A 13,484-nucleotide genomic window follows, 5' to 3' on the forward strand; every position below is an offset into this window, starting at 1 on the left:
GCCGGTGAGCAGGCTCAGGCTTCCAGGAAGTCTCTGGGAAGCTTCATCATCTGACGCCACAGCTTTTCGACCCCTGGCTTGTGAACCAGTGAGCAGCGATAAAGACGAATTTCCAGCGGCACGTCCCAGCCCTCACCTCCAGCACGCACCAGGCGCCCGCTGGAGAGCTCCTCGCGGATACAGAAGTCAGGAATCCAGGCCATGCCAACGCCCTGCATCACCATGCCCTTGAGGCCCTCTGCCATGGCCGTCTCATAGACGGTACGTAGCCTCAGGCGCAGAGGATCGTTCTTGAGCAGCATGCGTACGCTACGGCCAAGAAAGGCGCCCTGAGTGTAAGACAGGAAGGGAATCTGTCCTTCGCCTGAAAGCGGGAAGCGAGGCGCGCCGTCGGCATCGGGCAAGCAGACGGGGATCATCTTCACCTGACCCACCGAGAAGGATGGAAAGACTTCGGCATCAAGCTGCATGCTGGCGTAAGGGTCGTAGTAACCAAGCATCAGATCACAGTTGCCTTCGCGCAGCACATGGATGGCCTCTCCGACATTCATCGCCACCAAGCGCGTTGGCAGCTCTCCCAGCCCCTGCTGCAGTCGCGAGATCCACTGCGGATAAAAGGCCAAGGCCAGCGAGTGCGCGGCGACGATATCCAATGCTTCGGTATCCATGGCCACACCACGAAGATGTCCCAGGCATTCATTCAGCTGCTCGACCAAGTTACGTGCCGTGACCAGGAACAGTTGGCCCTCAGGCGTCAGCCCGACAGGCGTGGTCGAGCGGTCGACCAGGGTCACGCCCACCGCCTGCTCAAGCGATCGGATGCGACGACTGAAAGCCGGTTGAGTCACATGGCGCTGGCGCGCCGATGCCGAAAAACTGCGGGTATTGGACAGGGCGACGAAGTCTTCCAGCCACTTGGTCTCGAGGTTCACCGCGACTCCGATGCAATGTCATGTCTGGGCGTGGGCTCGGACCTGCCGAACCCGCGAAGCCTGTCACTCTAGCCGCTCACCCACTGAGTGCCAATCGGCAGCGTCGATCTGATGCAAGTCATGGTCTCTTCAATCATGATCTTTTCAAGGGAGTGAGTCAGGCTTGTCATTGGATGGGGGATAATAGATAGGCCGCCCGGGAGACCAGCTTGCGCCAAAGGGGGCGCTGCTGAAGCTCTTCGTAGTTGATCTGGCGGCAATTGAGGAAATCGGCCTCCAGCATCGCCTCGACCTCTGCGGCAAAACGCGTATCCGGCACGAAGGCGGTGATCTCGAAGTTGAGCCTGAAAGAGCGGTTATCGAGATTGACGGTTCCGACACTTGCGGCAGCGTCGTCGATCAATATGACCTTCTGATGCAGGAACCCTGGCTGATAGCGATATACCTTGATACCCGCGCGTAGCATGTCTGGCAGAAACGCGAAGGCCGACAGGAACACCAGCAGATGATCGGGGCGTTCAGGGATCATGATGCGTACATCGACGCCCCGCATGGCCGCCAGACGCAGCGCATCCAGTACGCTATGGTCGGGGACGAAATAGGGACTCGTGACCCACAGGCGCTGTTCGGCGCTGTGAATGGCCTGCTGAACGAGAAGGCTTGCCGTCTCCTGACGGTCTGCCGGCCCCGAGGGCACCACCACGACGTTCTGGCCGTTCTCACAGGCATCCTGGGGATCCCAAGAAACGCTCAACACCTCACCTGTGGCCCAGTGCCAGTCTTCCCAGAAGGCTTCCTGAAGCCCCAGTACGCTAGGCCCCATGAGCTTGAGGTGGGTATCTCGCCAGTGGCCATGTCGCGGATTCTGCCCCAGGTACTCGACGCCAACGTTGAAACCTCCCAGCCAGCCTTCCCTGCCGTCTACCACCAATATTTTCCGGTGGTTACGGAAGTTGAGCTGGAAGCGGTGGCGCCATCCGCGGGACGAGTGAAAAGCGCTCACCTCGACCCCCGCTTCGCAAAGGTCGCGAATGAAGCCTTCCTTGAGCTTACGGCTGCCGATCTCGTCATACAGGAAGTACACCCGCACCCCTCGCTCCGCGGCTTTCTGCAGGTGCTGCTTGAGACGAACGCCAAGGGCATCATGGCGCACGATGAAGAACTGGATGAGCACGTAGTCTTCGGCCGCATCGATGCCGGCAAAAAGACTCTCGAAGGTCTTTTCACCATCGATCAGCAATTGGGTGCGATTGCCGCGCGTCATCGGCATCAGTGCCAGTTGTTCAACGGCGCGCAGATCCCCCTGACTATGGCTGGAAAGAAAGGGGGTGACGTGGGCACGATAGCGTTCGAGCACACGTCGTAATACCGTATCCCGCTCGCCACGGGCTGACACATAGCCATAGAAACGCGGCCGCCCGAATATCCAGAAGGCCGGCAGTGCCAGGTAAGGAACCGACACCAGCGAAATGATCCAGGCGATCGCCCCCTGCGAAGTCCGGCTGGACATCAGCGCAACGACAGCCGATAAGAGGCCGGATGTGTGAATCAGGAAGATCGCCGTTCCCAGCAGCCAGGCGGTCATGCTCGCATCCTTTCGGCTGTCTTCATCCAATATTGGTCCCCGCCTCGACGAAGCGGGGACCGGTCAGAGGTTACGCTGACATGCCAGGGCTCACGCGCGCTGGGCGATGATTTCCTTCCACTTGGCCGGGCCGCTCTGGTGAACCGACTCACCCTGACTATCCACTGCTACGGTCACGGGCATGTCTTCGACCTCAAACTCGTAGATCGCCTCCATGCCGAGATCCTCAAAGCCGACCACCCGTGACTTCTTGATGGCCTGAGCGACCAGGTAGGCGGCGCCGCCCACGGCCATCAGGTAGCTGGCCCGATTGTCGCGGATGGCGTCGATGGCCACCGGGCCGCGTTCGGCCTTGCCGACCATGCCCAGCAGGCCGGTTTCCTCGAGCATCGTACGGGTGAACTTGTCCATGCGGGTCGCAGTGGTTGGACCCGCTGGGCCCACGACTTCGTCACGTACAGGATCGACCGGCCCGACGTAATAAATGAAGCGCCCTTTCATGTCGACCGGCAGCGGTTCGCCCTTGGCCAGCATCTCCGTCATGCGCTTGTGGGCAGCGTCACGGCCGGTCAACAGCTTGCCGTTGAGCAGCAGAGTGTCCCCGGGCTGCCAGCTCTTCACTTCTTCCGGCGTGACGGTATCGAGATTGACGCGCTTGACGTTTTCGCCGACTTCACGAGTAATTTCCGGCCAGTCCTCGAGCTTGGGCGCCGGCAGTTCGGCAGGGCCGCTACCGTCGAGACTGAAGTGCACATGGCGGGTTGCCGCACAGTTGGGAATGATCGCCACCGGCTTGTTGGCGGCGTGGGTGGGATAATCCTTGACCTTGATATCCAGCACCGTGGTCAGGCCACCGAGCCCCTGGGCACCGATGCCGCTCTGATTGACCTTGTCGTAGAGCTCCAGGCGAAGCTCTTCGGCGCGATTACTGGCGCCACGCGCTTGTAAATCCTGGATATCGATCGGATCGAGCAGCGCTTCCTTGGCGATTTCCATGGCTTTCTCGGCGGTACCGCCGATGCCAATGCCGAGCATACCCGGCGGGCACCAGCCGGCCCCCATCTTGGGTAGCTGCTCGAGGACCCAGTCGACCACCGAATCGGACGGGTTCAGCATGGCGAACTTGGACTTGGCCTCGCTGCCGCCGCCCTTCGCGGCTACGTGCACTTCGACGCTGTCACCGGGTACCAGCTTGTGGTGGATGATCGCCGGCGTGTTGTCCTTGGTGTTCTGACGCTTGCCGTCCGGGTCGGCCAGTACCGAGGCGCGCAGGACGTTATCGGGGAGCTTGTAGGCGCGGCGCACGCCCTCGTTAATCATGTCATCCAGGCTCATATCCGCTTCCCACTGCACGTTCATACCGACGTGGACGAAGACGGTCACGATGCCGGTATCCTGACAGATCGGGCGATGGCCCAAGGCACACATCCGTGAGTTGATCAGGATCTGAGCAATGGCATCCTTGGCGGCGGGGTTCTCTTCCCGCTCGTAGGCGCCGTGCATGGCGTCGATGAAATCCTTGGGATGATAGTAGGAAATGTACTGCAGCGCGTCGGCCACGCTTTCGATCAGATCATCCTGGCGGATCACGGTCATATGGAATCGACTCCCTATCGTTATCATCGGGCCTGTCGTGGTCAGGTCACGGCAGGCGAAATGCCGGCATTATACCGCATCGCCCCTCCGCGCTGAATTACCGAGTCCACTTCCGTTGCAAGGTAAATCGGAAGTGTAAACGATAACGGTATAAATATGCGGGTAGGGTTATCAGTCCGATTGGCAGTTCGGGCAATAATACAATCGACGGGACGTCACCATGCATCGTGAGACCTCGTTGCCACAGGCATGGCAGGCCAGTCCGTCACGACCGAAGACGGCAAAGCGCCACCCTTCCCGAGTAGCACCGGCGCGCTTTTCTCGCTCGACCCAGGCAGGCCGATTCGTGACACCGGCCTGGCGATAGGCTTGGTGGATCACGTCTCGCATGACGGTCGCCAGCCTCGCGCGCTGACTGACGTCCAGGTCGACAGGGCGACGCTGCGGCGCTAGCCCCGCAAAGAACAGCATTTCAGAACGCAGGTAGTTGCCGATGCCCGCATAGAACCCCTGATCAAGCAGCAAGCCTCCTAGCGCACGGCGCCGGAACTTGGGCGCGACGAGACGCTCTTCGATATCGCCCGCCGATACACCATGGCTCAGGAGGTCCGGACCGAGGCGCGACAGGAAAGGATGCTGCCCTATTTGATCCGACTTCCATAGCGAGACATCCGATGCGCTGTAGAGGCTCGCTGCATGGCCACCGGCCTGAAAGCGCACCCTGAGGGACCGGCGAGTAGAGGGCTCCTGGCTGGAGCGATGAAGTTTCCAGACCCCATAGAGCTGATTATGGGAATACATCACACGACCATTATCGAAATAGGTCAGCAGTGCCTTGCCCCAACTCTCTACTGCCAGCACGCGCCGGCCTTCAAGATCAGCGCCCTGCCCCGCCAGTTCCGGGAAAGCGAACCACGCAGACTGCAGTGGTTTGTCGACCAACTGATGGCACAGGCGGTCAGCCACTCGGCGAATTTCAGGACCTTCCGGCATCGCCTACCCCAGCGCCAACTGACGTTCTTTCAGGGTGTGCAGTCGGTCACGAAGGCGAGCCGCCTCCTCGAACTCCAGGTTCTGAGCGGCCTCGTGCATGGCATCTTCCAGCTTCGACATCTCGCGGCGCACTTCATCGGGAGACAGGGTTGCCAGCTGCTCGGCGCTGTACTCGCCGGCTGGCTCTGCCACCTTGCGCTCTCCCCGCTGCCGACTGCGCTTGCTGCCCGGCGCCTGGGCGCCTTCCATGATGTCTTCCACCGACTTGGTGATGGTCACCGGCGAAATGCCGTGTTCCTCGTTGAAGGCCAGCTGCTTCTCTCGGCGCCGCTCGGTTTCGTCCATGGACCTGCGCATCGAATCGGTCACCCGATCACCATAGAGGATCGCCTTGCCATGGGCGTTACGCGCGGCGCGGCCAATGGTCTGAATCAGGGAACGCTCGTTGCGCAGGAAGCCTTCCTTATCGGCGTCGAGAATCGCCACCAGTGACACCTCGGGAATATCCAGGCCCTCACGCAGCAGGTTGATCCCGACCAGCACGTCGAACTTGCCTAGTCGCAGATCACGGATGATTTCGACCCGCTCGACGGTATCGATATCCGAGTGCAGGTAGCGCACCCGCACGTCGTGCTCATCGAGGTATTCGGTCAGGTCCTCGGCCATGCGCTTAGTCAGGGTGGTGACCAGCACTCGCTCACCGACATTGGTACGTAGCTTGATCTCCGAAAGCAGATCATCCACCTGAGTGGAAGCGGGTCGAACTTCGATTTCGGGATCAACAAGGCCAGTGGGTCGCACGACCTGCTCGACCACCTGCCCCGCGTGCTCCGCCTCATAGGGGCCGGGCGTTGCCGAGACGAAGATCGTCTGAGGGCTGATTCGCTCCCATTCCTCGAACTTCATCGGGCGGTTATCCAGCGCCGAAGGCAGGCGGAAGCCGTACTCGACCAGGGTCTCCTTGCGCGAGCGGTCGCCTTTGTACATGCCGCCGACCTGGGGCACGCTGACGTGTGACTCGTCGATTACCAGCAGCGCATCGGCAGGCAGGTAATCGAAGAAGGTGGGCGGCGGCTCGCCAGGGGCGCGGCCGGATAAATAGCGCGAGTAGTTCTCGATGCCGTTGCAGTAGCCAAGCTCGTGCATCATCTCGATGTCATAGAGTGTGCGCTGCTCGAGACGCTGCGCCTCGACCAACTTGTCGTGCTTGCGCAGGAAATCCAGGCGCTCGGTCATCTCTTCCTTGATGCGCTCGGCGGCCTCGAGAATCGTGTCCCGGGGCGTCACGTAGTGACTCTTCGGATAAATGGTCATACGCGGGACCTTGCCGCGCACCTCGCCGGTCAGCGGATCGAACAGGCTGATGCCGTCGATCTCGTCATCGAACAGCTCGACCCGTACGGCCTCGTCTTCGGCATCGGCGGGAAAGATGTCGATGACGTCGCCGCGCACCCGGTAGGTACCGCGGCGAAAATCCATGTCGTTGCGGGTATATTGCAGCTCCGCTAGACGGCGCAGGAACTTGCGCTGGTCGATCAGTTCGCCGCGGGTGAAGTGCAGGCGCATTTTCAGGTACTGGTCGGGGTCACCCAGGCCATAGATGGCCGACACCGAGACCACGATCAGCGCATCACGACGTTCGAGCAACGCCTTGGTGGCCGACAGGCGCATCTGCTCAATGTGGTCGTTCACCGAAGCGTCTTTCTCGATGAAGGTATCCGAAGACGGTACATAGGCTTCGGGCTGGTAGTAATCGTAATACGAGACGAAGTACTCGACGGCATTATCGGGGAAGAAAGCCTTGAACTCGCCATAGAGCTGGGCTGCGAGGGTCTTGTTGGGCGCCATGACGATGGTCGGCCGCTGCACCCGCTCGACCACATTGGCCATGGTGAAGGTCTTGCCCGACCCGGTCACCCCCAGCAGCGTCTGATGGGCCAGGCCAGAATCCAGGCCCTTTATCAAACTGTCGATCGCCGCAGGCTGGTCCCCCGCGGGCTTGAATTTGGACTGCAGACGAAAGGCTTTGCTCATGTCGCTTCCCGGCAATGAGTGGCGGCTAACCCGAACAAGAAGATAACGGTATAAATCAAGATTGATCCGGAGCAGCCTGACGAGTGGTAATCTCCACCGTGGATGTGGTCATCAGACGATGAATCGGACAGCGATCGGAAATCTCCTTCAGCCTCTCAAGCTGCGTGGCATCATCGATGCCTTCGAAGCGCAGGCTGACATCCAGCCGGTAGACCCCGTGGCGCTCATCGCGTTCATCGCGCACGACCCACACCTTGACCCCGGTGAGTGGCCAGCCCTTGCGATAGGCGTACATCTGCGCCGTGATCGCCTTGCAGGCGCCCAGCGAGAGATCGAAATAGTCATGGGGATCGGGAGCGCTTTCGTCGCCGCCGACCACGCTTGGGGCATCGACATAGATATCTTCGAAACCTTCCAGCTCGACTTTCTGGCGCAGGCCTCCCTCACCCTGGCTAATCACGGTAATGGTCATGTCAGTGCACCTTTACGCCGAGTTTCTCGACGGCTTTGACCAACGCCTCGCGGCGTACACGTCCTTCGACCTCGGCGCCATGGCGTCCCACCTCGGCGCTCTCGACGCCATCGAGCATCATCAAGGCGGTAGTGATGCGATTGACCAATTCGGTACTTTCGACCCCATTGAAGGCCAGTGAAATGCTCGCCATCGATACTCTCCAGCAAGGGACTTGATTGAACGATGAGTTTAGCATGCCCTCGCCAGCGGCCGGCCAGACTTGAATCGTCGCCGATCGCCCCCATAGCCAACCCACAGATCATGGAAACGCATCCATAGAATGCCGATTCCAACAGGGAGATTCACATGACCGACTGGAGTGAGCGCATCGGCGCCACCGCTGCCGGCGAGAACCGCGCCACCTTTGAGACGCCCACACCGGCACGCCAAGCATTGGATGGCACCGTCGTCACACCACTGGTGCATTTGGGCATTCTCGAGGTAGCAGGCGCTGACGCCGAACGCTTTCTGCAGGGGCAAACCAGCGCGCAAATGTCTCTTGCCGATGGTGATTTCGCGCCGCTGACCTGTTTCTGCGGCACCAAGGGGCGCATGTTGGCCAATGCCCAAGTGCTTCGGGTGGCTGAGGACTGTTATTGGCTGCTGATGCAACGGTCGCTGCTCGAGCCCTTGAAGGCTCATCTCGAGAAATTTGCCGTTTTCTACAAGGCAAATATGCAGGTGCGCGACGACCTGGCACCGGTCGGCCTGACGGGCCACGATGCCCCAGCCCTGCTCGAGGCGCGCCTCGACATCGAACCACCGCATGTCTGGCACCAGCGTCAACATGATGAGCGTCTGGTGGTTCGCCACCCCGGGCCGCGTCCGCGCCTGATCATTCTGCTGCCGATCACCGATCTCGAGGAAAGCTGGCAGACACTGACGCAGCAGGCAACGCCAGTCGGCAACGAAGTATGGTGCCTGCAGGATATCCAGGCCGGACTCGGCTGGCTGAGCGCCAGCCAGCAGGACAGCTATCTACCGCAGATGATCAACTGGGAAGCGCTTGGCGGCATCAGCTTCAAGAAGGGCTGCTATACCGGCCAGGAAGTCGTGGCCCGCGCCCACTTCCGCGGACAGGTCAAGAAACGCCTGGTGAGACTGACTCTAGAAGGCAGCGTCCTGCCTGCCGTGGGCAGCGAGCTATTGGACGCCGAGGGCAAGCGGCAGGGGGAAGTCTTCGCCGCCGAACGTGACGCCTACGATCAGGTCGAGCTGCTGGCCGTGATGACCACCAAGGAAGTCGCCGAACCCTTGACGGTAGACGGCGTGCGCTGCCAGCGCCAGCGACTGCCCTATGCACTCGAGCGCCTGGACCCGGAAGAACTGGCTACCCGCAAGGGCTGACGTCGGAACGGCTAGTAGACAACGGATCACTCAGAGAGCTGGATGCCCCAAAGAGACCGAGGGTGAAGGAAGGTCTTAGCAGGCCTTTCTCAGCAAGACTTAAACTTACAAGGACAGCCTGAATAGCCTCGCTGCGTTGGCCGTGCTAGCCGCGGCCACTTCGCTGCGCGTCTGCTGACGCAGTGCGGCGACTTCATCGGCAATGCCTGCGAGCCTCGCCGGCTCGTTGCGCTCGCCCTTGAAGCCCGCCGGCGGCATGTCCGGGCTGTCCGTTTCCAGCACGTAGCCATGGTCTGGCAAAGCCGCCACGCAGCGCCTCAGGCGCTGTGCCCGCTCATGGGTTGCCGCCCCGCCAAGCCCCAGCAAAAAACCCAGTGCCAGAAACCGCTCAGCCTGCTGCCGACTGCCGGCAAAGGCATGTATCAGCCCACCTGCCGGCAGGCCGACTTCCTTGAGGCGCTTGGCCACCTGGTCGTTGGCACGCACGCAGTGAACCACCACCGGCAAATGGCGTGCCTTGGCGATACGAAGCTGCGCCTCGAATAGCGCCCACTGGGCATCCAGCGATGCCTCGAAGCGAGCATCGATGCCGCATTCACCAACTGCCACCACCTCGGGGTGTGCATCCAGCGTCGCCTCCAAGGCGTCGAGGTCATCACCTTCAGTCAGCCGATCACTCCCCAAGCGATGGGGGGCCAGACGGCTCGCATTCACCTCGTGATCGTCGAGAAAGTACGGATGCAGCCCCAGGCAGACGCTCGTATCATCTCGTTTTCCCAGCGCCAGCACCGCTGACCAACGCGCCCGCGTCGTGCCTGGCACCACAAAATGCTCGACGCCCACCGCCCTGGCCCGTTCGAACATCGCCTCGCGGTCGACATCGAAAGCGGAGAAATCCAGGTGGCAGTGGGCGTCGATGAGCATGCGGGTGACCGACTTAGTGCTCGCGGGTCGCGCTGAAGCGAATATCCGGCCAACGCTCTTGGGTCATCTGCAGGTTAACGCGGGTCGGCGCGATGTAGGTCAAGCAGTCACCACCATCATAGGCCAGGTTGGTGCTCGCCTTGCGCTTGAACTCCTCGAGCTTCTTGGGATCATCGCAATAGATCCAGCGCGCCGTCTGGACGTTGACCGCCTCATAGAGGCAGTCGACCTTGTACTCTTCCTTGAGGCGGTGGGCGACCACGTCGAACTGCAACGTACCGACGGCGCCAAGAATCAGGTCGTTATTGTCCAGCGGCATGAACACCTGGGTCGCGCCTTCCTCAGAGAGCTGCTGGAGCCCCTTCTGCAGCGCCTTCATCTTCAGCGGGTCCTTGAGGCGGACGCGCTTGAACAGCTCCGGCGCAAAGTGCGGAATACCGGTGAACCGCATGTCCTCACCCACGGTGAAGGTATCGCCGATCTGGATGGTGCCGTGGTTATGCAGGCCGATGATATCGCCAGGCCAAGCCTCTTCCACATGGGCGCGGTCCGAGGCCATGAAGGTCAGGGCGTCGGGCACTTTGACGTCCTTGCCGATACGCACGTGGCGCATCTTCATGTTGCGATCGTACTTGCCGGAACAGACGCGCAGGAAGGCCACTCGGTCGCGGTGCTTGGGATCCATGTTGGCCTGGATCTTGAACACGAAACCGGTGAAGCGCTCGTCCTTGGCGTCCACCTCTCTAGAATCGGTCTCACGGGGCTGGGGCGCCGGCGCGTACTCGACGAAGCCATCCAGCATCTCACGGACACCGAAATTACCCATGGCGGTACCGAAATAGACGGGCGTCAGCTCACCGCGACGATAGGCGTCGAGATCGAACTCATGGGAGGCGCCGCGTACCAGCTCGACCTCCATGCGCAGTTCCTCGGCCTGAGCTTCGCCCAGCACCTCATCGACCTCGGCACTATCGAGTCCCTCGATGCGCACATCCTCGGGAATGCGGGTGCCCTGCCCCTGTTTGTAGAGATGGATGACGTCGTTATAGAGGTGATACACCCCGCGGAAATGACGCCCCATGCCAATCGGCCAGGTCATGGGGGCGCACTGGATATTGAGCACCGTCTCGACTTCATCCATCACCTCGATGGGGTCGCGAGTGTCGCGGTCCATCTTGTTGATGAAGGTGAGGATCGGCGTGGTGCGCAGGCGACAGACGTCCATCAGCTTGATGGTGCGATCCTCGACGCCCTTGGCACCGTCGATGACCATCAGCGCCGAGTCCACTGCGGTCAGGGTGCGATAGGTATCCTCGGAGAAGTCCTCGTGGCCGGGCGTATCGAGTAGATTGACGATACGGCCGTTGTAGGGGAACTGCATCACCGAGGTCGTCACCGAGATGCCGCGTTCCTGCTCCATCTTCATCCAATCGGAGGTGGCATGGCGGTCATTGCGCTTGCTCTTCACGGAGCCCGCCATCTGGATGGCGTTCCCGAACAGCAGCATTTTCTCGGTGATGGTGGTCTTACCCGCGTCGGGGTGGGAAATGATCGCGAAAGTGCGTCGCAGATCGACTTGAGTCTCAAGCTCGCTCATGAAATCCGTCACTGCTGGAGGTGGCTGGCCACAGGGCCAAAAGATGGCGCTATCTTAACACTCCCAGCGCAGCGGCCCAATTGGCCTGTGCAGACAGGCGGTTACCACCCTTGTAAACCATGCTTGCCGCTGGCCATGTAGCGAGTGAAGGTGAGTGAAGAGTAGCGAGTGAAGAGTAGGATTACAGTTACGAACAAATAAGCCGATAAGCCCAGGGAAGTACCCCAATACATCCGTAACAGAAGGAACACTCTATGGATGCATCCATCAATGGCACGGTCGGCATGGCCATGGCGCTGCAGCAGTTCAACAGCAGTCAGCAGGCACAAGCCGAAATGTTCAGGGAAAACCTGGATACTCAGGCATCGCACATCAATCAGCTGATGGAGGCTGTCACACCGCCTGGCCAAGCGGTTGCCCCGCAGGGTGAATTGGCCCAATCAGGCACCATGGGTACGCAGGTCAACACCTACGCCTGATTGCCAACGCTGATGGGGCTGCCTTGCTCGGCACCCTTAATCAGCAATGCCGCAACCTTGCAGGGTTGCGGCATTTTTTATGCAACACTGGCCCCCACCTTTCACGCCAGCTGATGCAGCTATCAGGGTTTGCGGTATCATGCAGCCATCCTCGGACCGGAGCCATCATGCAAGCAGCTCAAGCCGCCCTGCCGCTACCCCTGTCGACCCCTAACCGCAACTTGGTGAGACTGACGATCGTCCGCGGTATCACCTGGACCGGTTTTCTGGGGGCCATCATCTTCGGCATTGAAGTGCTGGGCTTTCAGCTACGCGTGCTGCCGATCATTAGCGTGATCGTGGCCATGGGGCTCATGAACGTTGCTACCTGGTGGCGGCTAGGCCGGCCGCGGGCCGTCACCGACACTGAATACCTGCTGCACCTGATGGTCGATGTCACTGGCCTCACCCTGCTTTTCTACTTCACCGGCGGCTCCACCAACCCCTTCATCAGTTACTACCTGGTACCGGTGACCATTGCCGCCGCGACCCTCCCCTGGATATACGCCTGGATCATCGCCAGCGGCGCCATGGCGGGCTATACCTTCCTGATGCTGTTTTTCGACCAAGTGCCTCAGCTCAGCAACGGCGTGATCGCCAGCAACATCAGCCTTCATGTACTGGGCATGTGGATCAACTTCGGCCTGTCGGCAGGCCTGGTGACCTTCTTCATTTTCAAGATGGCGCATGCCCTCAGGCGCCGCGAAAAGACATTGTCACGCACCCGCGAAGCCGCCCTGCGCAACGAGCAGGTACTGGCAGTGGCCACCCAAGCCGCCGGCACCGCCCATGAGCTGGGCTCGCCGCTATCGACCATGGCAGTGCTGCTGAAAGAGATGCGCCAGGATGCCGGCGACCGCCCTCAGTTAGTCGAGGATATCGACCTATTGAGAGCGCAGGTCGATACCTGCAAGACACGGCTCCAGCAACTGGTCGCCAATGCCGATCGACGGCGCCTGGGTGAGCCCGAGAGTCGCGTGGCAGAGGAATGGCTTTCAAGCGTGGTACAGCGCTGGCTGGTGGTTCGGCCGGACGTCAGCCATAAGCTGGAAATAGCCGGACGCCGCGGTAAGCCGGAGCTCGCGGTCGATGCAACCCTGGAGCAGGCGCTGATGAACCTGCTCAACAATGCCGCCGATGCTAACCCCGAGAACATCGTCATCAGCCTGAACTGGGATGCCAACGAGGTGATCTTCGACATACGCGATCACGGCCCCGGGGTCAGCCTGTCGATTGCCGACCAACTGGGTGAAACCTTCATCTCGACCAAGTCCAAAGGCATGGGCATCGGCCTGGTACTCACTCATGCCACCATCAACCGCTTTGGTGGCAATGTCAGCCTGTATAATCATGAGGAAGGCGGCACCCTGACGGAGGTCAAGCTGCCCAGGCGCGATACGAGCCAGGCCTAAACAGAGCGGTGACCCTTAGGTCTGAGCACAGA

At 60.6% G+C, this 13,484-nt stretch carries 12 protein-coding genes; 3 read left to right on the plus strand and 9 right to left on the minus strand.

Going from position 1 to position 13,484, the window contains the following annotated elements; translation table 11 throughout:
* Nucleotides 1–14: 14 nt before the first annotated feature.
* From BLR71_RS05845 to BLR71_RS05875, 7 genes are all read right to left on the minus strand, one after another.
* Entirely contained in the window at nt 15–932 is a 918-nt protein-coding gene (locus tag BLR71_RS05845; protein WP_092524051.1) for a LysR substrate-binding domain-containing protein, read from the minus strand.
* Nucleotides 933–1,098: 166 nt separating this feature from the next.
* Nucleotides 1,099–2,517 (minus strand): cardiolipin synthase, encoded by a 1,419-nt coding sequence (gene cls, locus BLR71_RS05850; RefSeq protein WP_092524053.1) that lies wholly within the window; start codon nt 2,515–2,517, stop codon nt 1,099–1,101.
* A gap of 90 nt (nt 2,518–2,607) precedes the next feature.
* Nucleotides 2,608–4,113, minus strand: a complete 1,506-nt coding sequence (locus tag BLR71_RS05855; RefSeq protein ID WP_092524055.1) for a fumarate hydratase — start codon at nt 4,111–4,113, stop codon at nt 2,608–2,610.
* Between the two features lie 171 nt (nt 4,114–4,284).
* Nucleotides 4,285–5,106 (minus strand): endonuclease VIII, encoded by an 822-nt coding sequence (nei, locus tag BLR71_RS05860; protein WP_092524057.1) that lies wholly within the window; start codon nt 5,104–5,106, stop codon nt 4,285–4,287.
* A 3-nt stretch (nt 5,107–5,109) separates the two neighbouring features.
* Complete coding sequence (uvrB, locus tag BLR71_RS05865; RefSeq protein WP_092524059.1) at nt 5,110–7,140, minus strand: excinuclease ABC subunit UvrB; 2,031 nt, start codon at nt 7,138–7,140, stop codon at nt 5,110–5,112.
* 55 nt (nt 7,141–7,195) lie between these two features.
* Nucleotides 7,196–7,612, minus strand: a complete 417-nt coding sequence (locus BLR71_RS05870; RefSeq protein WP_092524061.1) for an OsmC family protein — start codon at nt 7,610–7,612, stop codon at nt 7,196–7,198.
* 1 nt (nt 7,613) lies between these two features.
* On the minus strand, nt 7,614–7,805 hold the full coding sequence (locus BLR71_RS05875; RefSeq protein WP_092524063.1) for a hypothetical protein: 192 nt from the start codon (nt 7,803–7,805) through the stop codon (nt 7,614–7,616).
* Nucleotides 7,806–7,960: 155 nt separating this feature from the next.
* On the opposite strand from BLR71_RS05875, the gene ygfZ reads away from it, so the two are divergent.
* Complete coding sequence (gene ygfZ / locus BLR71_RS05880; RefSeq protein ID WP_092524065.1) at nt 7,961–9,001, plus strand: CAF17-like 4Fe-4S cluster assembly/insertion protein YgfZ; 1,041 nt, start codon at nt 7,961–7,963, stop codon at nt 8,999–9,001.
* Nucleotides 9,002–9,106: 105 nt separating this feature from the next.
* On the opposite strand, the gene BLR71_RS05885 is transcribed toward ygfZ, so the two are convergent.
* Both BLR71_RS05885 and BLR71_RS05890 read right to left on the minus strand, forming a co-directional pair.
* Nucleotides 9,107–9,925, minus strand: a complete 819-nt coding sequence (locus BLR71_RS05885; protein WP_092524067.1) for a TatD family hydrolase — start codon at nt 9,923–9,925, stop codon at nt 9,107–9,109.
* A 13-nt stretch (nt 9,926–9,938) separates the two neighbouring features.
* Nucleotides 9,939–11,522, minus strand: a complete 1,584-nt coding sequence (locus BLR71_RS05890) for a peptide chain release factor 3 (protein ID WP_175491620.1) — start codon at nt 11,520–11,522, stop codon at nt 9,939–9,941.
* A 254-nt stretch (nt 11,523–11,776) separates the two neighbouring features.
* Between BLR71_RS05890 and BLR71_RS05895 the strand changes: the two genes are divergently transcribed.
* Both BLR71_RS05895 and BLR71_RS05900 read left to right on the plus strand, forming a co-directional pair.
* Nucleotides 11,777–12,001, plus strand: coding sequence for a putative motility protein (locus BLR71_RS05895; RefSeq protein ID WP_092524071.1), 225 nt, complete (start codon nt 11,777–11,779; stop codon nt 11,999–12,001).
* Nucleotides 12,002–12,168: 167 nt separating this feature from the next.
* A complete protein-coding gene (locus tag BLR71_RS05900; protein WP_092524073.1) occupies nt 12,169–13,452 on the plus strand; it encodes an ATP-binding protein in 1,284 nt (427 codons plus the stop codon).
* The last annotated feature ends 32 nt before the right edge of the window (nt 13,453–13,484 follow it).

It is taken from the genome of Onishia taeanensis, assembly GCF_900100755.1.
In the GTDB taxonomy this organism is placed as follows: domain Bacteria; phylum Pseudomonadota; class Gammaproteobacteria; order Pseudomonadales; family Halomonadaceae; genus Onishia; species Onishia taeanensis.